Below are 25,748 nucleotides of genomic sequence, written 5' to 3' on the forward strand. Positions count from 1 at the left end.
GGTGGCTAAGCGGCAGTGGAGAGCTATTCCACCCAAAAACGACAGAAATTCAACGGGTTTCACGACGCCATGCCCACGGACCAAGGCCAGCGGAGACAGTTTGTTTCGCAACTCGATGCGTTGGCGGAGAGATAGGGATTCGAACCCTAGGTACCGTCACCGGCACGCCGCATTTCGAGTGCGGTGCTTTCGACCACTCAGCCATCTCTCCGCAGTTCATAGGGACTGGTCATTGCCGCAAAAACGGCGCATCTCTATGACAGAGCGGGGCCATTAACTGAAGTTTTTCGCTTTGCCAAGCCACAAGGTTGATTTGCACCCAAGAAGCTATCATATTGTGGACATGAATGGTCCAATAGCTCCACCCGACATTGTTAAAACGGCGTTTTCCATAGGGGACGTTGTACGCCATCGCATATTCGATTTTCGTGGCGTGGTGTTCGACATTGACCCTGTTTTTGCCAATAGCGAGGAATGGTACCAGTCCATACCGGAACCGGTACGACCTTCAAAAGAGCAGCCATTTTACCATCTGTTCGCCGAAAATGCGGAAAGCAGCTACATCGCTTATGTGAGCCAGCAGAATTTACTTGCTGACCATCAGCAAGGGCCAATCAACCACCCTGGCATTGATGCGGTTTTTGAAGGTTGGAATGGCGATCAATATCAACTGAAAAGGCTCATGCGACAGTAAGGGGCGCAGGTTGGCGCCTAATTCGCCTGTCTGCGCAAGCCGCACGTCACCCAAGCTTCCGCTAGAGCGACGTGCCGTGCATTCCGATCCTTAGTGCTGCAAGGCTTTGACTATGTCTTCGCACATCTTCTTCGCATCGGCGAGAAGCATCATGGTTTGATCCATGTAGAAGACGTCATTGTCGACACCAGCATAGCCAACGCCGCCCATCGACCGCTTTACGAAGAACACAGTCTTTGCCTTGTCCACGTCGAACACAGGCATGCCATAAATGGGGGAAGTCTTGTCGGTTTTCGCCGCTGGGTTCACAACGTCGTTGGCGCCAATGATGAAGGCGACATCGGCTTGCGCAAATTCGCTGTTAATATCCTCAAGCTCGAAAACTTCGTCATAAGGCACCGATGCCTCAGCCAACAAAACGTTCATATGGCCGGGCATACGTCCGGCAACAGGGTGAATGGCATATTTTACACTTACGCCCTGTTTCTTCAGAACATCGGCCATTTCACGCAATATATGCTGCGCCTGCGCAACCGCCATGCCGTAACCGGGCACAATGATGACGCTTTCGGCCTGTTGCATCATATAAGCTGCATCTTCGGCAGAGCCGCGCTTCCATGGACGCTGTTCTTTGGCTTCGCCACCCGATACAGCCGCCTCTGCGCCAAAGCCGCCAGCGATAACGCTGATGAAGCTGCGGTTCATGGCCTTGCACATGATGTAGGAAAGGATAGCACCAGACGAGCCCACAAGCGCGCCTGTGATAATCATAGCGGTGTTATGCAACGTAAAGCCCATGGCGGCAGCTGCCCAACCGGAATAGCTGTTTAGCATCGACACCACGACGGGCATATCCGCACCGCCGATGGGGATGATGAGCAAAAAACCGATGAGGAAAGCAAGCGCCGTAACGGTCCAGAATATCCAAGGACTTTGGTCCACGGTGAAATAACCGATGAGACCAAGGATTGCCGCCAAAGTTCCCAAGTTGATGACATGGCGCAGCGGCAAAAGGATTGGCGCACCCGACATTTTTCCCGCCAGCTTCAGGAAAGCAATGACGGAACCGGAGAAAGTGATTGCACCAATCGCGATACCTAAGCCCATTTCAACCCGGCTAACAGGGTTGATAAGGCCATCTTCGCCAAGGATGCCGAAGGCACCGGGGTTAAGAAACGCGGCAGCGGCAACAAGCACTGCGGCCATACCAACGAGCGAGTGGAACGCAGCGACAAGCTGCGGCATGTCGGTCATGGCGATCTTACGCGCCGTGACCCAGCCAATGCCGCCACCAATGGCGATTGCGCCCAGAATTTCAGGCAATGATGCGACTTCGTGTGTGACCAACGTCGTGACAACGGCGATCAACATACCAGCCATACCAAAGCGGTTGCCGCTCTGTGATGTGGCAGGCGAAGACAATCCGCGCAGTGCCAAAATGAAGAATACGCCCGAAATCAAATAAGCGAGCATGACCCATGCAGAAGGAGCAGTATGTTCCAACTTAACGCTCCTTTTTCTTGTACATTGCTAGCATGCGCGCCGTTACCGCAAAGCCGCCGAAAATATTAACGCTGGCCAATGCCACGGCGATCAGGCCAAGCCATTTCGCGGTCGGTGAACCACCTGCCGCCGCCGCGATCAACGCGCCGACGATGATGACCGAAGAAATCGCGTTCGTAACCGCCATCAAGGGCGTGTGCAAAGCGGGGGTGACTGACCAAACGACATAATAGCCAACGAAACAGGCCATCACGAAGATGGATAAGATTGAAATAAAGTCCATTATGCCCCCTTACGCCAACAGGCGATCATTCACGACCTTGCCATCTTTGGTCAGGCGAATTGCTGCGGTAATTTCATCTTCATCCGGCAACACAGGCTTGCCAGCTTCCTTATCCCAAAAAGCGGAGAGGAAGTTGAACAGGTTGCGCGCATAGAGCGCCGATGCATCCGCCGCCAAATGCGCTGGCGTGTTGCTATAGCCGATAATTTTCACACCATGCTTGATGACGATTTCGTCAGCTTTTGAACCTTCCACATTGCCGCCCTGCGCAACGGCAAGATCGAAAATGACCGAGCCTGGCTTCATGCTTGCGATTTGCGCGTCGGACACCAGACGCGGTGCTGCGCGGCCCGGGATCAAGGCAGTTGTAATGACAATGTCTTGCTTGGCGATATGCGCGGAGACCAGTTCGGCTTGCGCCGCCTTATACTCATCCGACATTTCGGTCGCATAGCCACCAGCGCCCTCGCCCTCAATGCCAGCAACATTCTCAACGAAAATCGCCTTGGCGCCTAAGGATTCAATTTGTTCTTTAGTCGCCGAACGTACGTCGGTTGCCGATACTTGCGCGCCCAGTCGGCGCGCTGTGGCAATCGCCTGAAGCCCGGCAACGCCAACGCCCATGATAAACGCCTTGGCCGCGCTCACCGTGCCAGCAGCAGTCATCATCATCGGAAAGGCGCGGCCATAGACCGAAGCCGCCTCAATGACCGCTTTATAGCCCGAGAGGTTCGACTGCGACGACAATATGTCCATCGACTGGGCCCGCGTAATCCGCGGCATGAATTCCATCGCCAGCGCTTCTACGCCTAGCTTAGCGTAGGCATCCACGCGTGCACGTTGACCAAAAGGGTCGAGCCCCGCAACCAACCACGCGCCGGATTTCATGCCCTTCAGCGCCTTGGGATCTGGTCCTTGTACACCAAGTACAATGTCTGCGTCCTTTAGGACAGCAGCCAGATTGCCGACTGAAGCGCCCGCATTTTCATAATCGCTATCACTAATGGATGCCCCTGCGCCCGCACCCTTCTCAATCGAAATAGTCGCACCTAATGCGATGAATTTCTTGACGGTTTCAGGTGAGGCAGAAACGCGGGCTTCGCCTTGGGTGGCTTCCTTCAGGACAGCGATTTTCACCATTCAGCCCGCGCGACTAGCGATTATCAGAACCACTATCGCGGTGACAACCACCGACAATATTGTGCCCCATTTGAAAAGCGCGATGAAACCCGCATAGGTTTCTTTTGCAGGTCCTAGGTCGTGATTGTTTGCCAAAACAGCCTCCGTATTAAAAATATCATTCCTGGGCTTTAACTGTTGATTTTCTAATGCTCAAGCGCGTTGAACAAAGAAAATGTTATCGCGCCGAAATCGGCACTTTAACTCGACGGCTTTATAATTCTGCGCAGTGCCAACGACAATTGCCGCGAGGCTTGTCCAGCGGATTAGACATTCTTGCCCAATAAAGCTTGCGTGATCCAAAAGCCCACCAAAGAGGCCGAGCCTGTCAGGAATGTCCCCCAAATGATATCGAGGATGGTGACTTTCGTGCTCCACACTTTCAACGTGGCATAATTGGTCAAGTCATAAGTCATATAACAAAAGAAGCCCATCAACGCGCCCCAAATGAGTGCGGTCTGCCATTTGCCGGTCAACAACGCTGGCCCGACAGCGAAGATCATCATGCCCAAAATATACAGCAGATAGAATATGATCGCCGGCCCCATGCGAAAGCCGCCCTTCATCAATAATTCGCCGATTTCTGGCTGATATAGGCGCGTATACATGGTCCGAAGCCAGACACTGTCGATGACTGCAAATGCAATGCCAGTTGCAATGTACCCGATGATATATTTCATAAGCATCTCAAATCCCCCTTAATATTGACCAAAACTGCCAAACGATGAAAGCAGGGTCAAGGCAGTCAAATGGCTGTAGGCTGTATAGGTTCCATCCATGCTGCATCCCGAAGGCCACGCCAGACCTGAATAGCCTGTACAGTTTCGGCGGCGTCATGGACGCGAACAATATGCGCGCCCTGCTCCACCGCTTTCATGGCAAGGAAGATTGAACCACCAAGGCGATCCTTTACATCTTCTGCATTCGATAGCGCACCAATCAGTCTTTTGCGGCTTGCGCCAAACAATAAGGCGCAACCCAGTCCATGATAGATTGCCAGATTATTAATGATCGCCAGATTGTCAGCGAGTGTCTTTCCGAACCCGATACCCGGATCGATCAATATCTTATCACGCGACAACCCTGCGGCCTCAACCTCGGAAACGCGCTGTTCAAGCCAGTCGAACACATCATAGACGACATCATCATAATGGCCGTCTTTATGCGGGTCGACGCCTTGGCTTGGGGCGTGCATGAGAACGACGGGAGCATTGCACTTGCGCGCGACTTCTAAGGAGCGGTCGTCGTATAACAGCGCCGAAATGTCATTGATCAACGACGCGCCAGCTTGCAATGCGCCCTCCATCACCGACGCCTTGCGCGTGTCAATCGAGACAGCTGCGCCAGCCTCGGCTAAGCTGCGGATCAACGGCGCGACGCGATTTAGCTCATCACCCTCCCCGATCAAAGGCGCACCGGGCCGCGTAGATTCCCCGCCAACATCAATAATGACCGCGCCAGCGCGCAACATGGCGAAAGCCGCTTCGGCCGCAATTTCCGGATCTAGGTTTTTGCCGCCATCTGAAAAGCTGTCTGGGGTCGCGTTGATAATCGCCATGACCTGTGGCTGATCAAGGCTAATCCTGCGCGTACCCATATGTAGTTCAGCGCGTGAAACAGTTATGCGTTGAAGCAACAACCCGCAGCGCTCGCGCGCAGGCTGCGGGAGTGCCGCTGCGAAAGCATCCCATTCCCGAACCGGCACCAACTGCCGCTGCGTTGATGTTATGTCGCGTGTAATATACTCGATTTGCGAGAACCACAGCGTGGTTCCCGCCAAGCGCAAACTTTCACCCTCGTTCCGCTGGGGGCTTTCGACAAAACCAGTGGGACGAAGATAGATTTTTGTCACGGCTCAGTTGCGAGCAAATAGGTTTGGCGCAGGTCATCAATCGGCTTCATCGCACCATCGGGCGCTGCATAATGCCAATAGGTCCATCCATTGCAGCTTGGCGCGTTTTGAATGCTCGAACCGACTTTGTGAATCGAACCGTCCACCACGCCGCACAAGATAGAGCCATCGGCGCGCACGGTCGCCTCAAACTGACGCTTGCGGTCAAATAGCTTCGTGCCGGGATTGAGATAACCAGCCTCGACCAATTGGCCAAAGGCGACCTTTGGCGCTGACTTTGGCGACTGCATGGTTTTGATAGCGCTTTCATCCAACGGCAATGCTGCGGCAATGCGCTCCTCGGCAACTTCGCAATAGACGGATTCGCGCTCACAGCCAATCCAGTCACGGCCGAGGCGGCGGGCAACCGCGCCCGTTGTTCCGGTTCCGAAAAACGGATCAAGCACCACGTCACCAGGTTTCGTACAAGCCAGCAATATGCGATACAAAAGCGCTTCCGGCTTTTGCGTCGGATGTGCCTTCACACCATTGCGCTTCAACCGCTCCTGCCCGCCACAAATGGGAATTAACCAATCGGACCGCATTTGAAGTTCGTCATTCAACGTCTTCATCGCCCGATAGTTGAAGGTATATTTCGACTTCTCGCTTTTCGACGCCCAGATCAGCGTCTCATGCGCATTGGTGAAGCGTGTGCCCTTGAAATTGGGCATTGGGTTCGACTTGCGCCAGACGATGTCGTTGAGGATCCAATATCCCGCATCCTGCACTGCCGTGCCAACGCGGAAAATATTGTGATAGCTGCCAATGACCCAAAGCGAGCCGTTCGGCTTCAAAATACGGCGCGCCTCGGCCAACCATTCGCGCGTGAATTTGTCATAAATGGCGAAACTTGCGAATTTGTCCCATTCGTCATCAACGGCATCAACCTTACTATTGTCCGGACGCAACAAATCGCCGCCAAGCTGCAAATTATAGGGCGGATCAGCAAAGACCATGTCGATGGAGCAATCGGGCAAAGAGCGCATCGCCTCAATGCAGTCCATCCGCAAAATCTGATTGCGCGGCAGTTCAGGTGCCGGTGCCAGCTTCGCTTTTGTTGCTGGTCTAATTTTCTCAATAACACCCATTGCCTGCTCCCTTTGGCGCTTATTAAGCTGCGATGAGTCAGCGCGGCCCTTGGGTCAAGGTCATTGATGCTTATGGAATCCAAGGTGTAGCGGGCGTAGAGCCATCATATAAGCGGAACGAAACGAGTCCGGCACAAGATGTGGAGTCTTGCGAATCTCGACAGACTCAACCCCTAGTGGTGTTACCCGAAGGACTCACTGCCCAAAAAAAGTTACAGCAGAAGCAGTTGAGCGACAGGCGCGAAGCTTTTCCGGTGCAAAGGCGTCGGACCATGCGCCTGCAGCGCGGCCATATGGTCGGGCGTGCCATAGCCCTTATTCTTTTCCCAACCATAATGTGGGTGCTGCTGCGCGGCTGCATACATCATCCGGTCACGATGCTCTTTGGCAATGATCGAGGCTGCCGAAATGCAAGGTTCAATTGCATCGCCACCGACGATAGCCCGTGCTGGCCAGCGCCATTCGGGGCGTCGGCCAGCAGGCGTCATGTTTCCGTCAACCAACACCTCAATCGGGTCGCTGCCAAGCTTCGAGCACAAGGCATCAACCGCCAAAGTCATAGCCAACATTGTTGCGCCGAATATGTTCAGGCGGTCAATATCCTCCACCTCGACAACGCCTATCGCCCATTGGCAGCGGCGCTTGATCGTAGCCTCCAACTCCGCACGGCGCGCAGCGGTTAGTTTTTTGCTGTCGTCCAGCCCCGAAGGCCGGGGTTTGCTTAACAGCACCGCAGCTGCGACCACCGGCCCAGCAAGCGGCCCACGTCCCGCCTCATCTACGCCGAAGATCATATCCGCCAATCAGGATAGCGCCGGTTTTCGCCAGCTTTATAAAGGCAAACAATGTTCCCAGCGGGATCCAGCAAACGGGCCTCACGCCAACCCCAGCTTTCATCCTGCGGCAGCTGTTCAAACGCAAAGCCTTGGCTGGCCAGCTCTGTTACCCACGCATCGAGGCGTTTGCTTTCAAAATAGACTATGGTCAATGACGCGACGTTTTCACTGAGATGTATGGAAAAAGTGACGCCATTGGGTGCTTCAAATCGGGCGTAGCCACTGGACGGGCTATCGACGATCAAATCCAGCCCAAGCGACTTATAAAAGTTTACGGACGCGGCATAATCGCGGCATCCCACAGTTACATGATTGAGCGACGGGCCAGCGACCATCGCATCCTCACGCACCAATTGATGCCCCATCGGACCATGGCCTTGTCCAAACCCCGGCGCGTCGCGCAAGGCGAGCCGCACGAACAGGCGCGCGCGCGCTATTGCGGGCACAAGCTCCATCCCCTGCCCTAGTCCCGTTGCAATGGCCGAAGCCAATGTGCACCCCGTGCCATGCGTGCTCTGTGTCTGTATGCGCGCATCGCTCCAGCTTTCGCTCTGCCCAGGCGTGAGATGCAGCGTGTCGATGATGTTATCGCCGTCGGCGTGACCGCCCTTGATCAGCAAGGGAAAACCCCGAGCTAGCAAAGCATCCTTACCGCCCAAAGCGTCCAATTCCGGCAAGTTAGGTGTCGTCAGCGTGGCAAGCCGCATCAGCCGTTCGAAAGCTGCTATGGTATCCGCATCCGCCAAAACCGCGCCGCTCGTCGCGACCATGACGGGATCGAATATGATCGGGCAGTATAAAGCCGCCAAGCTATCCGCGACCGCATTTGCCGTGTCCGCATTGCCGATCATCCCAATTTTAACAGCGTCAACGCCAATATCACTCACAACGGCGCTGATTTGATCAATCACCATTTGCGTCGGGATCATGTGCACGGCGTCAACGCCGAGCGTGTTTTGCGCGGTAATCGCGGTCACCGCCGTCATGGCATGGCCACCCAGCATGGTAACCGTTTTAATATCCGCCTGAATCCCTGCGCCGCCACCGCTGTCTGACCCAGCGATAATCAATATGCGGGCGGGCCGGCCTGTGGTCATCAGGATGCAGCGATCCTAACCGCGTCGCAAATGCTGTCGACAATACGCTCAACCTGCGCGGCGTCATCGCCTTCCGCCATTACGCGGATGACTGGCTCAGTCCCCGATGGGCGAATAACCAAACGGCCATTGCCCACCAGTTCGGCCTCGGCCTTTGCAATAACGGCCTGAACATCTGGATTATCAAGCGGCTTGCCACCCGAAAAACGGACATTTTTAAGCAATTGGGGAACGGGATCGAACAAGTGCAGCACTTCACTCGCTGGCTTGCCGCTCGCGACAAGCTGGGTCAGCACCTGCAACGCCGCAATGGTGCCATCGCCCGTCGTTGCATGATCCAGCATGATCATATGACCTGATTGCTCTCCGCCGACATTGATGCCGTGCTTGCGCATTTCTTCCAGAACATAGCGATCACCGACTTTGGCGCGAATGAGGCGCAAATCCTGCGTCTCCAGATACCGTTCAAGGCCCAAATTGGACATCACCGTCGCGACAATACCCCCGCCCGTCAGCTTGCCGCTGCGGTTCATTGCGGAACCAAGCAATGCCATAATCTGGTCGCCATCAACTACGCGGCCATGTTCGTCCACGACGATCAAGCGGTCAGCGTCGCCGTCAAGCGCAATGCCGATATCGGCGCCCGCTGCAACCACAGTTTCCTGCAAAGTTACAACATGTGTGGAGCCGACCTTGTGATTGATGTTCTTGCCATTCGGGTCAATGCCAATGGCCGTAACCTTCGCGCCCAGTTCCCAAATCGCGGTCGGAGCGACTTGATAAGCCGCACCATTGGCGCAATCGAGCACAACGTGCAGACCGTCAAAACGGATATGCTCCGGCACAGATGCCTTTATCGCATGAATATAGCGGCCCCGGCTGTCTTCAATACGCCGCGCCCGCCCTACATCAGCCGCGTCCGCTAATGGAAGCGGCCCATCCAACAAAGCCTCAATCGCCAGTTCGTCCGCGTCAGACAGTTTATAGCCGTCAGGACCGAACAGCTTGATGCCATTATCCTCATACGGGTTGTGGCTGGCCGAAATCATCACGCCCAAATCGGCGCGCATCGACCGCGTGAGCAATGCAACAGCTGGCGTTGGAATCGGACCAAACTGGACCACGTCCATGCCAACGCTGGTAAATCCGGCGACAAGCGCATTTTCAATCATATAGCCGGAAAGGCGTGTGTCTTTACCAATAACAACGCGATGCTTATGACCGCCACGAAGAAAATGCGTGCCCGCTGCTTGACCGACTTTCATTGCCATTTCCGGCGTCATGGCACCCGCGTTACTACGCCCCCTGATGCCGTCTGTACCAAAATATTTTCGCGCCATGTACGTCCCTGCTCTTTTGCGGTCGTTATTTGATTTTTTCGTGCCGCTAAGCCTCTCCCTTGCATAGGGAGCAACAGGCTGGCAAGGCCCGATGCTATGTCAAACGCTACACGTATTCTCCTCGCGCTCGTCATTGGGCTTGCCCTTGGAATTTTCGCCGCCGCACAAGTGCCCTTTATAGGCACGCAAATCGCCTATTGGCTCGATATTGTCGGCTCCTTGTGGCTTAATGGCCTTCGCATGACCGTGGTGCCTTTGGTCGTGGCGCTACTGATTACCGGCATCGTCAAAAGCGCCGAGGCTGCCCGCGCCGGTCCGATGGCTGCGCGTACAGTAACGTGGATTGTCGTCATGATGGGTCTCTCTGCGGCCATGGGAGCTCTGTTGACGCCATCATTGCTATCCATCTGGCCCATGCCAGCGGAAAGTGCGGCTGCGTTACGTGCGGCGCTTACAGGCGTCCCTGCGGTAGCAGAGCAGCCTCCGTTGCGCGATTTTCTCGTCGCATTGGTGCCGACCAATCCCATTGCTTCTGCAGCCAATGATTCTATCCTACCGCTTCTGATCTTCACTTTAGTATTCGCCTTTGCGGTTACGCGTCTCACGCAGGGCCCAAGGGCGCAAATGGCAGGTTTTTTCAGCGCGCTCGCCGATGCCATGGTCATTGTCATTGAATGGGTGCTCAAACTCGCACCCATAGGCGTATTTGCCTTGGCTTTTGTCGTTGGCGCACGATCCGGTCTTGCGGCACTTGGCGCAGTTGCACATTATATCGTTACAGTTTCCATCGTCGGCATCATCGTTGGCGGCTTCGCCTATCTGGTCGCCGTGTTTGCCGGCAAGGTGCGCTTGCGCGAATATGCCCGGCAGATCGCGCCCGTGCAGGCCTTTGCCGTATCAACACAATCGTCGCTCGCGAGCTTGCCGCTGATGTTGAAAAAGGCAGAGGCGCTGGGCGTAAGGGAATCGACCGCTGGATTGGTTCTGCCGATGGCCGTCGCTTTGTTGCGCGTCACTGGGCCAGCTATGAACTTGGCGGTCGCGCTGTATGTTGCAAACTGGTTTGGGGTGGAGCTCAGCGGTTTCGATTATGGCTTTGCAATTTTTATTGCTGCGTTGACCTCTATGGGCGCTGTCAGCCTACCAGGATCGGTTAGCTTCGTGACGTCCATCGCCCCTATCTGCTTGGCGCTCGGGATTCCAATTGAACCTTTGGCTCTGCTGATTGCTGTCGAAACACTGCCCGATATCTTCCGCACCACTGGCAATGTGCAAATGGACGTGGCGCTTGCGACGGCCATAGAGGCATCTGAGAAGGACAAAGCCGATGCAATATCGTGAACTTAGCCATGGGCTAAAAGTATCCGCGCTCGGCGTTGGCTGTATGCCGATGATAAAGGGCGGCAACATCACTTATGGCCAAGATGCCGACCCGGATGAGGCGATTAAGACGATCCACCGCGCAATCGACCTTGGCATCAACTTTTTCGACACGGCGCAGATTTATGGTCCGTTCCAGAATGAGGAATTGGTAGGCCAAGCGATTAAGGGAAAACGCGAAGGCCTCATCATCGCCAGCAAATTCGGCTTCAAATTTGATAGCAGCAATATTGTCGGCGTGGATGGCTCAGCTGCAAACGCCAAGACTGCGGTTGAAGGCACGTTGAAACGCCTCGGCATCGATTGCCTTGACCTATATTACCAACATCGCGTCGATCCCAATGTGCCAATTGAAGAGACCGTCGGCGCGATGGCTGACCTGATAACCGAAGGCAAGATCAAGCATATCGGCCTGTCCGAAGCTGGCCCAGAAACGTTGCGTCGTGCAGCCGCAGTTGCACCGATTTCTGCGTTGCAGAGCGAATATTCGCTGTGGGAACGGGATATTGAGGATGACATTCTGCCGACGTGCCGCGCGCTTGGCATCGGCTTTGTACCATACTCGCCACTCGGTCGCGGATTTCTTACAGGTGCTTTCCGAAGCCTTGATGCATTGCCCGAAAATGACTGGCGGCGGCAAGACCCCCGCTTTCAAGGCGACAATTTTGCAGTGAACCTGGCCATTGTCGACGTCGTGGGGGAGATTGCCACCAAGCATGATGCGTCACACGCACAAATCGCTTTGGCATGGATATTAGCGCAAGGTAGCGACATCGTGCCCATCCCCGGCTTCAAACGGCGCGTAACGATGGAAGACAGCGCAAGAGCCAGCGACATTACGCTTGATGCCGATGACCTTGCCAAGTTGGATTCGGCAGCCCCGCGTGGTGGCACGTCGGGTCCGCGCTATGGCGAGCGCGGCATGAAGATGGTTCGGCTTTAGGAACCCAACCAGCGAAACAGGCCAGCGCCGCCTACGCCCCAAAAAGGGTGCGCCCACGTGGCGATGACCCAGATTAAAATCCCCAAAAGCCAAGGGCCAATGCCTGCTCGCAAAAGTGCCGCGGGGCGGACAAAGAAATATGTGCTGCGCAACCACTTTGCCCACTGACCACCCATCAGGTTGCGCTTTTTAATTTCTTGCGCCTTGGATCCCGCTAGGGCCAAAAAGACGAGGCTGCCTGCAAAGATGAAATTGTCGATGCGCGGTGCGACGAGAATATGTCCTACCCCCCATAAAGCAAAGCCCCACATCATGGGATGCCTAGTGGCCTTAAACACCCCTGAGGGCGTTTGTGCGGCCAATGCGGCCGGCACTCCGGGGAGAGATGGGTTACGGATGAAAGAACCTGCAAATAAAACAGACGCCACGAGCGTAAGCACGCTGGCTACTATCCAGACAATGTCACCCACAGGCCAAAGACCATCCGCTTTGGGCGCACGTCCGAATGCGATAATCATCCACACAAATGTAAGGAGCGATATGGCCGAATAGAAGGTCATAAACCCATTCATCCCGAAGCGACCAACAAGTATTGCGCGCAACGGATGTGACATCAGGAAATGGCTACCAACGTACAATAGACTTGCGACAGTCAATGTTAGATAATCGCCCACAGCCATCTCCCGATCCAGCTACATCCATTTGTTAAAGCATCATTTTATCAACGATCATATGCCTTTGGCAAATCACCTTCCGTGGGACGCGCATAACGGTCACGCAGGCGATTTTGACGATTGCCGAGCGGTTGCTCCACACCGTCGATGATAACCATAGTGGCAGCACTGGAAAGCTCGAGCGGGTCGCCATCCCAAACAACGACATCTGCGGCTCTACCGACTTTCAAGCTGCCAAGACGGTCACCAATGCCCATGATTTCGGCAGGAACCGAGCTGATAGCAGCAAAAGCTTCATCCCAGGTCAGACCTGTCGCCCCGGGCACATATTGAAGGCTGACAATGTTACCCGCATATTGCGTTGTGTAGCGCAATTGATGGGAATCCCGGTCGTTGATCATACCAATGGCAACCTGAACACCGGCATCCTTCATACGCCCAATATTGCTTTGCGTCGCGCCCAGCATTTCGAAGGTTGCTGGCAAATCATTGAGCGCGGACGCGATCACAGGAATGCCCGCTTTTGCGAGTTCGGGGGCGACCCGCCATCCCTCGCTCACGCCTACAAATACCATTTTAATTGCCGGAAATTCCCGCTTCAATTCCATAAGGCGCAGCATGTCATTTGCGCCTTCAACATGGATGAGCAAACGGGTGTCACCGCGAAGGACAGACAATAACGCTTTCGCATCCTCAGCCTTCAGCAAATCGTCATCAAATGTGCCGCGTCCTGCGGCATAATCTTGCGCTTCACGGAGCATGGCGCGGAAGTGCAGATGCGTTCCCGCACGGCTTCCACCCGCAGATGCAGCACCCTCTTCACCGAACTCGGCAAATTGGAAAGCGCGGACTTTTGTGACTGGGTTACTATCTGCCCCAAGGTCCGCAATGGCGCCCTGACCTGCAAAGATACTGTCTGCAGACTCTGGCGCAACCACTGCGCGCGTTACACCCGCAGAACGGTTTACAGCAAAGGGCGACCGAAATGGGTCGATGGCCGGCGCAACGTCGATAGCGGCGGAAAATCCACTTCGGCCGCCACTCTTGTCATTGGTGCCGTTGACCGCATCCACTTCAGCTAGGCCAAGGCGGGAGAAACCAGCAAACACACCCGGCGTTACCCATTTGCCCGCGGCGTCAATCTGACGTGCGCCGGACGGTATGGCAACAGTGGCACCCGCAGCAACGATTTTGCCGTCGCGGATGACGACAGTACCGCCTTCAATCGGCGCACTGCCATCTCCGACCACGACGCGCCCCCCCGTTATGGCAATGGTTTCGGCAGCAACTGGCGTTGCAAAGGCTGCCAATGCAGCGGCAGCATAGAGGAAATGCCTCATTTCACATCTCCTTCACCGGGTTGGCCAAGCTCAAAATCGCTGACCGGACGTAATTTAGGATTGCTTGAGTCAAACATCAACGCGCCATCGATCCAGACCTTGTCAGGCCGGGCGTAAACGCTCAGCGGGTTGCCATTCCACAACACAAGGTCCGCCATTTTACCGGCCTTCAAGCTGCCCGTTTTTGCATCAATACCAAGCGCCTTGGCAGGGTTGTAGGTCAGCCATTTGATGACTTCGGCATCGCTTATGTTGAAACCCATGCGACGGCCATCGGCTTGCGCCTTTGCCGCTTCTTGGTTCAAACGCTGGATTTGGTTTTCATCATCGGAATGGATGATGACGCAGGCACCCGTATTATGGAGGATTGCGGCGTTTTCAGGAATGGCGTCATACGCCTCCATCTTGAAGCCCCACCAATCGGCCCACACCGCGGAACACACGCCATTGTCGCGCAACAGATCAGCGATTTTGTAGCTTTCGACCGCATGGTGGAATGTTGATACCTTATAACCAAATTCCTTGGCCATATCGAGGACGATTGCCATTTCATCGGCGCGATAGCAGTGGTTCTGGATCGAGATGTCACCATCCAATACGCCTGCCAATGTTTCCATGCCAATGTCGCGGGTATATTCTTTGCCGCTATCGCGCCTTTTCTTATATTCCTGCGCCTTGATCCAAGTTTGCCTATTCACGGCTATGTTGCCCATGCGTGTTGATGGCATACGCCCCTTGCTTCCGTAAACGCGCTTCGGATTTTCACCGCAGGCCATTTTCATGCCATAAGGCGCGTCGGGAAACTTCATGCCCTGCACGGTGCGGGCATAGACGTTTTTCAGCACAACTGACCGCCCACCCATGAGGTTTGCAGAACCAGGCAATACCTGCAGCGCCGTTACGCCACCATTGGCGAGTGCGCGGCTGAAACCAGGGTCTTGCGGCCATACGCTATGTTCGGCCCATACTTCAGGCGTCGTGGGCGATGTTGCTTCGTTGCCGTCGCTATGCGCCTCAACCGATGGCGTGGGATAGTCACCCAAATGGGAGTGAATATCAATGATGCCAGGCGTTACAAACTTACCCTTCCCATCGATTACATTCACGCCCGAAGGAATAGTCGTGTCTGGACCACCAACGCTACTGAACTTGCCGCCGGTCATAAAAACCACGCCGTTCTCGATCTTGCCGCCTTCACCATCATATACGGTGACGTTACGAATGGCCGTCGCGACACCGGGATAGGCCTTATATGTTGACGGAAACGGCACGGGAGCCTTTTCAGCTGGCTTTACCGCAGGGTTTGCGGACACGGTCTTTGGACCTTCGGCGTTAGAACACGCCATCAAGGCCAGCGGAGCGGCCAGAAGCGACCAACGCAAATTGCTCTTCATATGCTTATGCTGCCTTTTCTTCTGCAGTGTCTTCGTCCTTAAGCGTGTCAAGGTGCATCAGGCGCTTCACCAAAGGTGATACCAGAAGCACGACCACGCCGATGGCAATAGTTATATAACCGATCTGTTCATAAACGTTGATCAGGCCCTCACGAGTCATTGCACCATCATGGCCGCCCGTTGCAGCGCCAATGACGCCAGCAAGGAAGTTGCCGCCCGCAGTCGCAAAGAACCAAGCCCCCATGATTAGCGACGCCATGGTCGCCGGCGCAAGCCGGTTCATCGCCGATAGCCCGACAGGCGAGAGGCAAAGCTCTGCAGTGGTGGCGAATAGGTAAAAGGCGAAGATGAACAACACCGGTACCAGAGTATCGGAACCAACGCTGTTCGCACCCCAGACCAGAACGAGGTTGGCAAAGCCGATTTGCGCCAGCGCGATACCGAATTTGGCAGGGGTCGAAGGCTCCAGTCCGCGTCGGCCGAGCCACACCCATAGGCCCGCAAAGATTGGACCCAGCAGGATGATGTAGATTGGGTTAATCGACTGGAAAATCGACGCCGGCACGCCCTGACGATCAACAAAACGGTCGGTGAACAGGTTCATACTACCACCGGCCTGTTCGAACAGCGCCCAAAACAGGGGCTGCAACGCCAACAAGAAAAGGATGGCATAGATGCGGTGCCGCGCCTCTACATCCAACTTGAACGACTGCAAAAGCACATAGCCGAGCAACAGCACGCCAAGGCCAAGCAACAACCAGCCATAAAAGCCCTGATACTGGATCAGCAGCCAGATAGCGCCAACAGCGGCAAGGCCGACGCCATAAATACCATATTCGGTCGACTTGGTCATGGGAGCCGGCGCTTCGCCGCGGCCCATAAGCAAAGGCTTGCCGAACACAAACACGATCAGACCAAGCAACATGCCTAGACCAGCAGCGCCAAAGCCATAAGACCAGCCATAGGTTTCACCAAGATAACCAGCAAAGATCGTACCGATCGCGGCGCCCACATTAATGCCCATATAGAAGATGGTATAAGCACCGTCACGACGCACATCGGTGCGCGGATAAAGTTGGCCGACAATCACGGAGATATTGGCCTTAAGGAAGCCCGAGCCGACAATGATGAAGGCCAACGCTAGCCAGAATATGTTGATCGCGGGATCCGCTTGTTTCACCAATGGGTCGGTAACGCCCGCCAAACCTTCAAATGCCATCAAGACATGACCAAAGGTCAGAAGGACTGCACCGAATGCCACCGCCTTACGCTGGCCTAGATACCGGTCAGCAAGCCACCCGCCGAGAACCGGCGTGATGTACACAAGGCTGGTATAGGCACCATAGATCAGGTTCGATTGGCCGTCGGAAAAGAGCCAATGCTTTGTAAGATATAGGATAAGCAGGGCACGCATCCCATAATAGGAAAAACGCTCCCACATCTCTGCAAAAAAGAGAACATAGAGACCGCGCGGATGGCCGGCAAACTCAGGCTCCTTTCGCGTCGCGATATATGCCCCGCCAAGCAGGAAGAAACCCAAAACCGCAGCCGCAATCGCTGTGATCCAGTCCTGCTCCTGCCAAAGCGCAATGTCTTTCAGCCCCATGTGCAATCCCCTCATTAATCTTTAATGGACGGTCTTCGCCGCCTGTTTTCTCTGTTGCGTCATCTAACTGAAAAATCGGGTCTGTGAAGAATTTTGTTGCGCTTGTTACAGCTTTTCGACGAACAGCAGGGTCATGTTCAACGATCTTTCTTCTGTTACCACCTATCTGGAAACCCGCCGCTCAGGTAAACCACGCGACATGGTCGCCCCTGGTCCCGACGGCACAACACTGAATCTGATCCTAAGAACTGCCATGCGCACACCCGACCATGGCAAGTTATTTCCGTGGCGTTTTGTCGAGATTACCGATCGTTCGGCCTTTGCGGCGTTATTGGAAAGAGCATTCTGCGCCGCAAATCCAGACGCTCGCCCGGCGCAAATTGAGGCAGCAATTGCCTCGGCGCATATGGCCCCGACGCTCATCTTGCTGATATTCGCCCCGCAACAGAGCTTGAAAATTCCGCCGTGTGAGCAGGAAATGAGCGTGGGCGCAGTGGGCATGAATTTACTCCATGCGGCACATGCCCATGGCTTTGTCGGTAGTTGGATCACGGGATGGGCTAGCTATGATTCTCTGGTGCACGCCGCTATCTGTCAGGGCGAGGAGCGGATCGCGGGCATGTTCTTCATCGGCACCCCAGCGCTTGGCTTAGAAGAGCGCCCACGCCCCGTGCCAAACGACATCATCCGTCAATGGCCATGACTGCATAGACTCACCCATGCTTGACGCGCCATACTGTATTATGGCAGTAAGCATGTGATGAAAAATGACGTAAAACCAGTCTACCTAAAATTACGTGACGTGATTGCTGCGGCTATCCTTGACGGCAAATATAAAGAGGGTGAAATGCTCCCCTCTGTCCGTGCATTTGCCGCAATTCAGGGTGCAAATCCGCTGACCGTGGCCAAGGCTTATCAATTGTTTCAGGACAGTGGCTTGGTAGATGTCAAACGCGGTGTGGGTTTGTTTGTGGCCCGCGGCGCGACCGCAAAACTGCGGAGTTTTGAGCGTGACAATTTCATCGAGAATGTCTGGCCCGAAGTGAAGGCACAGATGCAGCGCGCCGGCATTGATCCTGCAGAGTTACTCGCGCTGTCTTAGCGTCGATTGACCTTATGCTAGCTGATCGAAATTAAAGGGCGACATACCTCTTTCGCGTTCATTGAATACCAGAACCCGTCCAGTGGGCGGCGCACTTCTTTGGGGGCATTCTGGTCGCGTACAGGCCGAACAGCCAAGCCCGATGGCCGTCGCCTTTCCATTTTTCAGGTCCATACCACGGGCAGATGCCAAAGGTGCGGCGAGTTTTGCGTCCAAGCCAAGGCAAATCGCGAACTCCGCCTCCACGCCACCGCTTACCGCGGTTTGCGGGTGCACTGCGCGGGACAAAGTGAACCAGCGGCTGCCGTCCTCTAATTCCACCAGATGCGGCAGCAGCGTTCCGGGCCGCGCAAATACATTATGCACATGCCATAACGGACAACGCCGATCGGTCGCAACCAAGGGCGACCCGCTTGCGCCAGCATAGCGCTTGCTGCTTTGCCCTGCCTTATCAATGCGCAGCATAAAAAAGGGCAGCCCGCGTTGACCGACACGCTGCAACGTCGTCAGGCGGTGGGCGATCTGTTCAAAGCCAGCACCAAAGCGTCGCTGCAAAAGCATGATGTCATAACCAGTTGCTTCGCACGCCCGCAGAAAGCGTGCATAAGGCATCATGACCGCGGCGGCGAAATAGCTGCTCAAATGGCGGCGATAGAGCCTTTCGGCAGCTCGTTCTGTAAAAGATGCACCAGCGACAAGCGCATCAATCTCTGCTTTGGCTTCCAACATGCCAAGCTGCAACGCGGCGGCAAAGGTGCGACTTGCGGGGTCAAGAAGCTCGGACAATTGCAGCTGCCGTGCGTGCAGGTCGAGGCGACGGAGCCTGTCGGGCATAACGTCAAACGGTAGAATGCGTATAGAAAGCTGATGCTTTACCCGTAGCCGTTCGGTGATCGCGCCATACAAGTCCGCATTGGCGAGCCGCAATTCATCAGCAAGAGTCTCGGCCTGAGAGTCCAAATCAGCAAAATGGTTGCGCCAACGTTCAATCTCGCGCCGCGCCGATGCAATGGCTTCTGGTTCAATCTGCGCGCCGCCCGCTGCCGCGCTGGCCCCGCCGTGCGAGCCACCGGAAAGACGGTCAAACGCCCGTGCAAACGCCTCAGCGGCATCCGGGCTAGCCGCGATCCATTCTTCGACCTGTGCACGGTCAACCGCCAGATCTGCGAACATCGGGTCACTTAAACGTCGCCGGATAGCGTCAACCCCGCCTCCGGGCGTGGTTCCAGTCAACGTGCGCGGGTCAAAGTCATAGGACTGCGCCAGTTTCAACAACAAGGTCGCTGTCAACGGCCGTTGATTGCGTTCGATCAGGTTGAGATATGAGGGCGAAATCGCAAGCGTCTCGGCCATTATTCCCTGGGTCAGCCCATAAGCGCGGCGGATCCTGCGCACGGCATGTCCCGCAAATAGTTTTTCTTCTGCCATCGCTCTCTTGTCAATAATATTACAACATTACAAACAAACGATAGAGTTTTACGACGATAACACAACAAATATTACAAAATTGACTCGGCTTTTCTACGCAAGCGTCGGAATAGTGGGGAAATAGAACCCCACGAACGAAGGAATACAACATGTCATATCAGACACTGATAGCCACAAACAGCGCGCAAATTGCTGCGCATAAAGGAACGTGGGATTCCATTAGCGCCGAGTCCGTCGCGCGAATGCAGTTGCAAAACCGTTTTCAGACTGGTCTCGATATTGCCCGCTATACAGCGAAGATTATGCGTGAAGACATGGCTGCTTATGACGCGGATCCAGCGCAATACACGCAGTCACTCGGTTGCTGGCACGGGTTTATCGCGCAGCAAAAAATCATTTCCATCAAGAAGCATTTTGGTACCACCAAGAAACGCTATCTATATTTGTCAGGTTGGATGATTGCCGCATTGCGGAGCGAATTTGGCCCCCTGCCCGACCAATCCATGCATGAAAAGACCAGCGTTCCTGCACTCATCGAAGAATTATACACCTTCCTGCGTCAAGCCGACAGCCGTGAACTGAACATCCTGTTCCGTGATTTAGATGACGCACGCGGAAAGAATGACTCAGCGCGCGCCGCCGCTATCATGGACAAGATCGAAAACCATGAAACCCATGTCGTTCCAATCATCGCGGACATCGACGCCGGGTTCGGCAATGCAGAAGCAACCTATTTGCTCGCAAAGAAGATGATTGAGGCAGGTGCCTGCGCGCTCCAGATCGAAAACCAAGTGTCGGACGAAAAGCAGTGCGGTCACCAAGACGGCAAAGTTACCGTGCCACATGAGGACTTTCTTCAGAAAATTCGCGCTTGCCGCTACGCATTCCTCGAACTTGGCGTTCCGGATGGCATCATCGTTGCCCGCACTGACTCGCTTGGCGCTGGCCTGACCAAGCAAATTGCGGTGTCTACTGCCGCTGGCGACTTGGGCGATTTGTACAACAGCTTCCTCGATTGTGAAGAAATCGACCCAGCCACAGCGCAAAATGGCGATGTCATTTTGAACCGCAACGGAAAGCTGCTGCGTCCAAAGCGTTTGCCTTCCAACCTGTTCCAGTTCCGCTCCGGCACGGGCGAAGACCGTTGTGTGCTCGATTGCATCACATCGCTTCAAAATGGCGCCGACTTAATCTGGATCGAAACCGAAAAGCCGCACATCGAACAGATTGCCGGCATGGTTGACCGCATCCGTGAGGTCGTTCCCAATGCAAAGCTCGCCTATAACAATTCGCCAAGCTTCAATTGGACTTTGAACTTCCGCCAGCAAGTATTTGATGCATGGTCCGCGCAAGGCCAAGATGTCTCTGCATATGATCGCGCAAACCTCATGAGCGCCTCTTATGACGAAACGCCACTTGGCATTGAAGCGGATGTCCGCATCCAGAATTTCCAACGCGATTCTGCGAAACGTGCTGGGATTTTCCATCACCTCATCACGCTGCCAACCTACCACACGGCGGCGCTGAGCACCGATAATCTCGCAAAGGATTATTTCGGCGAAATGGGCATGCTTGGTTATGTTGCCGGTGTTCAACGCAAGGAAATCCGTCAAGGCATCGCCTGCGTCAAGCACCAGAATATGTCGGGTTCCGACATTGGTGACGATCATAAGGAATATTTTGCAGGCGAAGCCGCTTTGAAGGCGGGCGGTAAAGACAATACCATGAACCAATTTAACAACGCCGCATAAGGAGCAATCGAAATGGGTGAACCAGCACGCGCACGCGCCGTCCTTTCGACTGAGGATCTGACGCTTCTAAGGCAAGCATTGGTGCATTATCTTGAAGTCATTCAGGACAAGCCTGAATCGGTCAAATTCGCGCGGCTGTATCACCGCCTTGGTAGCGCCGGCGGCAAATAAACCGTCCTATTTACTAGAGTTTTCCTGGGGAGGAAAAGCACCTGACCGCCGGCAGCAATGTCGGCGGTTTTTTTGTTTCTACGGCCCTAAAAGTTCCCCGCTATTGCGCGGTCCAACCGCCATCGACCGAAAGATTTGTGCCGGTAATCGCGCTCGCCTCTTCCCGGCACAAAAACACCGCAAGCGCGGCCAATTGCTCAACCTGCACAAATTTCTTCTGCGGCTGATTGGCCAGCAACACATCGTTGATCACTTGATCCCGGGTTAGCCCGCGGGCTTTCATAGTATCGGGGATTTGGTTTTCCACCAACGATGTCCAGACATAGCCAGGGCAGATGTTGTTCACCGTGATGCCTTGCGTCGCCACTTCAAGCGCGACCGTCTTGGTAAAGCCGGCAAGGCCATGCTTGGCAGCATTATAGGCGGATTTGAAGGGCGATGCGACGAGGCTGTGCATTGACCCAGTGTTGATAATGCGGCCCCATCCTTTGGCCTTCATCGCAGGCAAGGCCGCCTTAGTTGTGTGGAATGCCGAGGACAGGATGATCGACATGATCGCGTCCCATTTATCGTCCGGAAATTCGTCCACCGGTGCCACATGCTGAATTCCGGCGTTATTGATCAAAATATCAGGCGAACCCAATAAGTTGGTGCATTCTGACACCATCGCCCGGATGCTGTCGGGTACAGTCATGTCGGCCGCGGAATAATGCGCCTTTCTACCGCTCACCTTGCTGAGTTCGGCGACATAGCTTTGTATCAGGTCAGCGTCGCCGAAACCGTTTATCATCACATTTGCGCCTTGTGCAGCTAAGGCCCGGGCATAGCCCAAGCCGATGCCGGAGGTTGAACCAGTTATCAGTGCAGTTTTGCCTTCGAGGAACATAGGAGCTTGCCTTTGCATTTAGGATGACCTTGTCTTGCGCAATGCTCCGCTAAACGCAATGTTCCATCTCGATAATGTGCTGCGGAACGACCAAGGACCGAATGTCCTGTAAGCGCAGAACCCAAATAGATGCATTTATGTGCAAGGTCTGTCATAAGCCTAAAATGCGTTTACAAGATTGTCACAATGTCGCCGATTTCCGCCGTCTGGCAAAGTCGCGCCTGCCTTCACCTATCTTCAATTATATCGACGGTGCTGCCGACGATGAACACACAAAGATGCGCAACACGTCGGCATTTGACGATTGCGATCTGGTGCCCAATGTCTTGGCGGGCGTGTCAGAAATCGACATGGGTGTGACCGTGATGGGGCAGCGAATTGATATGCCGCTGATGCTGTCCCCCACCGCTTTGCAGCGACTGTTCCACTGGCAAGGCGAGCGTGCTGTTGCTTCGGTCGCGCAGCAGCATAATACCTGGTTCGGCATCTCCTCACTTGCCACCGTCAGCATTGAGGAAATCGGCGCGACCATCAAAACGCCAAAAATGTTCCAACTCTATATTCATAAGGACAAGGGGCTGAACGCGTCGATGATTGAACGCTGCAAAGCGGCAAAGTTCGATGCCATCGCGCTGACGGTAGACACCATCGTTTCGGGAAACCGCGAACGATGCTTGCGCAGCGGATTTACCTCTCCCCCGCGCTTCACACCCGCGTCGGTGTTAAGCTATGCCATCCACCCGCAATGGGCGTTGAATTACATTTTCCGCGAAAAATTCGCCCTGCCCAATTTGCAGACGCATGTCGATGCGGGCACCAATGTTGCAGTATCGGTTGCGGAGTATTTCAATACGATGCTCGATACGTCGATGGACTGGAAAATGGCCGAAAAGGTCCGCTCGGATTGGGGCGGTGCATTTTGCCTGAAAGGGATTATGTCCGTTGACGACGCGAAACGCGCGGTCGACATTGGCGCAACCGCGATCATGGTGTCCAACCATGGCGGACGGCAGTTGGACGGGTCACGTTCTCCGTTCGATCAAATCGCCGAAATTGCGGATGCCGTGGGCGGTAAGATTGATATCATATGCGATGGCGGCGTGCAGCGCGGAAGCCATGTATTGAAGGCTCTAGCCGCGGGTGCCACCGCTTGTTCGGGCGGGCGGCTCTATTTGTGCGCCTTGGCAGCGGCTGGCCAGCCCGGCGTCGAGCGCATTGTCAGCAAATTGCGTGACGAAATTGCGCGGGATATGCGCCTGATGGGCGTGACATCACCGGCGCAACTTGATCGCTCCATGCTGCGCTGGCGCTAAGCTGAGCTCATCAGGAACCAGATAGCGATAAGTGCCAATAAGACCGCAAAGAAACGGCGGACGATGCGCGCTCTGTCCCCGGCGGATATCCATCCATGTGCCTGTGCGGCGAGTGCAACGATGACGAGATGGACGAAGGTGGCAATCGCGACATAGCTTGCGGACAACAAAGCCGTTTGCGGCGCAACGGGCGCACTTTGCGTTATATAGGCTGGCAGGACGGTTATGAAGAAAACCGCTGCCTTGGGGTTCAACACATTCAACAACAGCCCATGGCGAAACCAAGCGCCGAGCGCTTTTTTGCTTATGCTATCCGATATGGCTTCATCTTTACCCGCCCATGTGCTCCACGCCAGCCACAGTAAATAAGCGACGCCGGCATAGCGCAACAGGCTGAATATCGCGGGAGAGCGCGTCGCTAGCTCTGCCAACCCAATCGCCGATGCGGCAGCGAGTATCGCGAGGCCCAACGCAATACCTGCTACTGCCGCAAATCCAGACCTTTTGCCTTCGCTCGCGCTCGTCAACGCCAACCACGCCATATTGGGACCGGGGGTTAGCTCGATCAATATTGTCATCACAAGGAAAGGCATGAAAAATTCTGTCATTACACCAACGTATATCGCACGCCACGAAGACATAGTCGATTGCGCTTGGCTTTGGCGCGATAAGCCACCAATTACGCGCTATGACATCCTTCTCTTTTCTTGATCTGGTGCCTGTTGTCGAAGGTGGCTCGGTCGCAAGCGCGCTCGCCAATGCGGCTGACCTAGCGGCGCATGCCGAAAACCTTGGCTTCACACGCTATTGGGTTGCCGAACATCACGGTATGCGTGGCATTGCCAGCGCCGCCACCAGCGTCGTCATCGGGCATATTGCGGCGGCAACCAAGACAATCCGCGTTGGTTCAGGTGGCATCATGCTGCCCAACCATGCGCCTTTGGTCATTGCGGAGCAGTTCGGCACGCTGGACGCGCTCTATCCGGGGCGGATTGATCTAGGGCTTGGCCGCGCGCCCGGTAGCGACCAACGTGTTGCCGCCGCAATCCGGCGGACACTCGACAGCGACCCCAATGCATTTCCGCGCGACGTGATGGAATTGCAAAGCTATTTCGCCGATGATGGCCAAACCGGCATCGTCGCAACGCCGGGAGCAGGCGCCCAACTGCAAATCTATATCTTGGGCAGCAGTCTCTATGGCGCGCAGGTCGCAGCAGCTTTGGGGTTACCCTTCGCCTTCGCCAGCCACTTTGCGCCGCAAATGCTAGATGAGGCGCTGCACATCTACCGCAGCCATTTCCGCCCAAGCGCAGCGCTTGATGCGCCGCACGCGATGGCCGCGTTCAACATCATCGCTGCCGATACCGATGCGGAAGCGGAGTTTTTGGCAAGTTCATTGATGCAAAGCTTCGTTGCGCTGCGCACCGGCAACCCGCGCCAATTGCCACCACCCGTAGAAGGCTATGTCGCTTCCCTGCCCCCGCATTTTGCATCTGCTCTGCATGACGTTTTGTCCGCCAGCGCCATCGGTGCGGCGGATACCGTAAAATCGGCGGTGCAGGCGTTTCAGGCGCGTACGCAGGCCGACGAGATCATCGTCGCCTGCTCAATCTTCGACCATGAAAAGCGCAAGCGGAGCCTAGAGATTGCGGCAGAAGTTTTTGGGCGCCTTTAACCGGTGAGGTTTCCCGCTTTGCCGCTCAAGCGGACATTTAAGCTGTGAACCTTCACCACGTGATAGGCACCAGCCTCCGCTGGTGCGACGTGGTATTGGTTTGCTAGGTTAATTTTCGCAACCCACCGTCGCACCAGCGCAGGCTGGTGCCTATCGCGTCTGTCGGTTTACACA

General features: G+C 55.0%; 26 protein-coding genes and 1 tRNA gene. 9 read left to right on the forward strand and 18 right to left on the reverse strand.

What is annotated here, in order from left to right; translation table 11 throughout:
* Window positions 1-121: 121 nt before the first annotated feature.
* A tRNA-Ser gene (locus ACILP4_RS03480) sits at window positions 122-211 on the reverse strand.
* A gap of 132 nt (window positions 212-343) precedes the next feature.
* On the opposite strand from ACILP4_RS03480, the gene hspQ reads away from it, so the two are divergent.
* Window positions 344-694, forward strand: a complete 351-nt coding sequence (gene hspQ, locus ACILP4_RS03485; protein WP_395619453.1) for a heat shock protein HspQ — start codon at window positions 344-346, stop codon at window positions 692-694.
* A gap of 90 nt (window positions 695-784) precedes the next feature.
* Here the strand turns inward: hspQ and ACILP4_RS03490 are convergent, their stop codons facing one another.
* The 10 genes from ACILP4_RS03490 to glmM all read right to left on the reverse strand — a co-directional run bounded on the left by ACILP4_RS03490 (window position 785) and on the right by glmM (window position 9,911).
* On the reverse strand, window positions 785-2,167 hold the full coding sequence (locus ACILP4_RS03490) for an NAD(P)(+) transhydrogenase (Re/Si-specific) subunit beta (protein ID WP_395619454.1): 1,383 nt from the start codon (window positions 2,165-2,167) through the stop codon (window positions 785-787).
* A 31-nt stretch (window positions 2,168-2,198) separates the two neighbouring features.
* On the reverse strand, window positions 2,199-2,480 hold the full coding sequence (locus ACILP4_RS03495; RefSeq protein ID WP_125230306.1) for an NAD(P) transhydrogenase subunit alpha: 282 nt from the start codon (window positions 2,478-2,480) through the stop codon (window positions 2,199-2,201).
* 9 nt (window positions 2,481-2,489) lie between these two features.
* A complete protein-coding gene (locus ACILP4_RS03500; protein ID WP_395619455.1) occupies window positions 2,490-3,617 on the reverse strand; it encodes a Re/Si-specific NAD(P)(+) transhydrogenase subunit alpha in 1,128 nt (375 codons plus the stop codon).
* Window positions 3,618-3,620: 3 nt separating this feature from the next.
* Window positions 3,621-3,755 carry an aa3-type cytochrome c oxidase subunit IV gene (locus ACILP4_RS03505; protein ID WP_395619363.1) on the reverse strand — a complete coding sequence of 45 codons (135 nt, stop codon included), beginning with the start codon at window positions 3,753-3,755 and terminating at the stop codon, window positions 3,621-3,623.
* A gap of 170 nt (window positions 3,756-3,925) precedes the next feature.
* Window positions 3,926-4,345, reverse strand: coding sequence for a DUF2177 family protein (locus tag ACILP4_RS03510; RefSeq protein WP_395619364.1), 420 nt, complete (start codon window positions 4,343-4,345; stop codon window positions 3,926-3,928).
* 59 nt (window positions 4,346-4,404) lie between these two features.
* The gene (gene folP / locus ACILP4_RS03515) at window positions 4,405-5,511 is read right to left on the reverse strand and encodes a dihydropteroate synthase (RefSeq protein ID WP_395619365.1); all 1,107 of its coding nucleotides are present in this window, start codon (window positions 5,509-5,511) and stop codon (window positions 4,405-4,407) included.
* Window positions 5,508-6,638, reverse strand: a complete 1,131-nt coding sequence (locus ACILP4_RS03520; RefSeq protein WP_395619366.1) for a site-specific DNA-methyltransferase — start codon at window positions 6,636-6,638, stop codon at window positions 5,508-5,510. Before ACILP4_RS03520 ends, folP begins: the two co-directional genes overlap by 4 nt.
* 212 nt (window positions 6,639-6,850) lie before the next feature.
* A complete protein-coding gene (locus tag ACILP4_RS03525) occupies window positions 6,851-7,432 on the reverse strand; it encodes a ribonuclease HII (RefSeq protein ID WP_395619367.1) in 582 nt (193 codons plus the stop codon).
* A complete protein-coding gene (thiD, locus tag ACILP4_RS03530) occupies window positions 7,429-8,571 on the reverse strand; it encodes a bifunctional hydroxymethylpyrimidine kinase/phosphomethylpyrimidine kinase (RefSeq protein WP_395619368.1) in 1,143 nt (380 codons plus the stop codon). Before thiD ends, ACILP4_RS03525 begins: the two co-directional genes overlap by 4 nt.
* Entirely contained in the window at window positions 8,571-9,911 is a 1,341-nt protein-coding gene (gene glmM, locus ACILP4_RS03535) for a phosphoglucosamine mutase (RefSeq protein ID WP_395619369.1), read from the reverse strand. The genes thiD and glmM overlap by 1 nt, the downstream gene beginning before the upstream one ends.
* A 96-nt stretch (window positions 9,912-10,007) precedes the next feature.
* On the opposite strand from glmM, the gene ACILP4_RS03540 reads away from it, so the two are divergent.
* Together ACILP4_RS03540 and ACILP4_RS03545 are read left to right on the forward strand one after the other, a co-directional pair.
* On the forward strand, window positions 10,008-11,252 hold the full coding sequence (locus ACILP4_RS03540) for a dicarboxylate/amino acid:cation symporter (RefSeq protein WP_395619370.1): 1,245 nt from the start codon (window positions 10,008-10,010) through the stop codon (window positions 11,250-11,252).
* On the forward strand, window positions 11,239-12,234 hold the full coding sequence (locus tag ACILP4_RS03545; protein WP_395619371.1) for an aldo/keto reductase: 996 nt from the start codon (window positions 11,239-11,241) through the stop codon (window positions 12,232-12,234). The genes ACILP4_RS03540 and ACILP4_RS03545 overlap by 14 nt, the downstream gene beginning before the upstream one ends.
* Here the strand turns inward: ACILP4_RS03545 and ACILP4_RS03550 are convergent.
* Genes ACILP4_RS03550 through ACILP4_RS03565 form a run of 4 tightly spaced genes read right to left on the reverse strand, consistent with a single transcriptional unit; the run spans window position 12,231 to window position 17,248 of the window.
* Complete coding sequence (locus ACILP4_RS03550; RefSeq protein WP_395619372.1) at window positions 12,231-12,914, reverse strand: NnrU family protein; 684 nt, start codon at window positions 12,912-12,914, stop codon at window positions 12,231-12,233. The genes ACILP4_RS03545 and ACILP4_RS03550 overlap by 4 nt on opposite strands.
* Before the next feature lie 41 nt (window positions 12,915-12,955).
* Window positions 12,956-14,248: an amidohydrolase family protein gene (locus ACILP4_RS03555; RefSeq protein WP_395619373.1), complete on the reverse strand. Its 1,293-nt coding sequence runs from the start codon at window positions 14,246-14,248 to the stop codon at window positions 12,956-12,958.
* Window positions 14,245-15,642, reverse strand: a complete 1,398-nt coding sequence (locus ACILP4_RS03560) for an amidohydrolase (RefSeq protein WP_395619374.1) — start codon at window positions 15,640-15,642, stop codon at window positions 14,245-14,247. The genes ACILP4_RS03555 and ACILP4_RS03560 overlap by 4 nt, the downstream gene beginning before the upstream one ends.
* A gap of 4 nt (window positions 15,643-15,646) precedes the next feature.
* Window positions 15,647-17,248, reverse strand: a complete 1,602-nt coding sequence (locus ACILP4_RS03565; RefSeq protein WP_395619375.1) for a peptide MFS transporter — start codon at window positions 17,246-17,248, stop codon at window positions 15,647-15,649.
* Between the two features lie 133 nt (window positions 17,249-17,381).
* Between ACILP4_RS03565 and ACILP4_RS03570 the strand changes: the two genes are divergently transcribed.
* Together ACILP4_RS03570 and ACILP4_RS03575 are read left to right on the forward strand one after the other, a co-directional pair.
* Complete coding sequence (locus tag ACILP4_RS03570; protein WP_395619376.1) at window positions 17,382-17,951, forward strand: nitroreductase; 570 nt, start codon at window positions 17,382-17,384, stop codon at window positions 17,949-17,951.
* Between the two features lie 57 nt (window positions 17,952-18,008).
* On the forward strand, window positions 18,009-18,350 hold the full coding sequence (locus ACILP4_RS03575; protein ID WP_395619456.1) for a GntR family transcriptional regulator: 342 nt from the start codon (window positions 18,009-18,011) through the stop codon (window positions 18,348-18,350).
* A 12-nt stretch (window positions 18,351-18,362) separates the two neighbouring features.
* Here ACILP4_RS03575 and ACILP4_RS03580 read toward each other — a convergent pair whose 3' ends face one another.
* Window positions 18,363-19,778 carry a short-chain fatty acyl-CoA regulator family protein gene (locus tag ACILP4_RS03580; protein WP_395619377.1) on the reverse strand — a complete coding sequence of 472 codons (1,416 nt, stop codon included), beginning with the start codon at window positions 19,776-19,778 and terminating at the stop codon, window positions 18,363-18,365.
* A 149-nt stretch (window positions 19,779-19,927) separates the two neighbouring features.
* On the opposite strand from ACILP4_RS03580, the gene ACILP4_RS03585 reads away from it, so the two are divergent.
* Together ACILP4_RS03585 and ACILP4_RS03590 are read left to right on the forward strand one after the other, a co-directional pair.
* A complete protein-coding gene (locus ACILP4_RS03585; protein ID WP_395619378.1) occupies window positions 19,928-21,529 on the forward strand; it encodes an isocitrate lyase in 1,602 nt (533 codons plus the stop codon).
* 12 nt (window positions 21,530-21,541) lie between these two features.
* On the forward strand, window positions 21,542-21,700 hold the full coding sequence (locus ACILP4_RS03590; protein WP_395619379.1) for a hypothetical protein: 159 nt from the start codon (window positions 21,542-21,544) through the stop codon (window positions 21,698-21,700).
* A gap of 100 nt (window positions 21,701-21,800) precedes the next feature.
* On the opposite strand, the gene ACILP4_RS03595 is transcribed toward ACILP4_RS03590, so the two are convergent.
* On the reverse strand, window positions 21,801-22,586 hold the full coding sequence (locus ACILP4_RS03595) for a 3-hydroxybutyrate dehydrogenase (RefSeq protein ID WP_395619457.1): 786 nt from the start codon (window positions 22,584-22,586) through the stop codon (window positions 21,801-21,803).
* Between the two features lie 164 nt (window positions 22,587-22,750).
* On the opposite strand from ACILP4_RS03595, the gene ACILP4_RS03600 reads away from it, so the two are divergent.
* On the forward strand, window positions 22,751-23,899 hold the full coding sequence (locus ACILP4_RS03600) for an alpha-hydroxy acid oxidase (RefSeq protein WP_395619380.1): 1,149 nt from the start codon (window positions 22,751-22,753) through the stop codon (window positions 23,897-23,899).
* On the opposite strand, the gene ACILP4_RS03605 is transcribed toward ACILP4_RS03600, so the two are convergent.
* Window positions 23,896-24,507, reverse strand: coding sequence for a LysE family translocator (locus ACILP4_RS03605; RefSeq protein ID WP_395619381.1), 612 nt, complete (start codon window positions 24,505-24,507; stop codon window positions 23,896-23,898). The genes ACILP4_RS03600 and ACILP4_RS03605 overlap by 4 nt on opposite strands.
* Window positions 24,508-24,587: 80 nt before the next feature.
* On the opposite strand from ACILP4_RS03605, the gene ACILP4_RS03610 reads away from it, so the two are divergent.
* Window positions 24,588-25,574 (forward strand): LLM class flavin-dependent oxidoreductase, encoded by a 987-nt coding sequence (locus ACILP4_RS03610; protein WP_395619382.1) that lies wholly within the window; start codon window positions 24,588-24,590, stop codon window positions 25,572-25,574.
* Window positions 25,575-25,748 lie beyond the last annotated feature (174 nt).

Origin of the sequence: Sphingorhabdus sp. (genome assembly GCF_044239045.1) — a bacterium.
In the GTDB taxonomy this organism is placed as follows: Bacteria; Pseudomonadota; Alphaproteobacteria; order Sphingomonadales; family Sphingomonadaceae; genus Sphingorhabdus_B.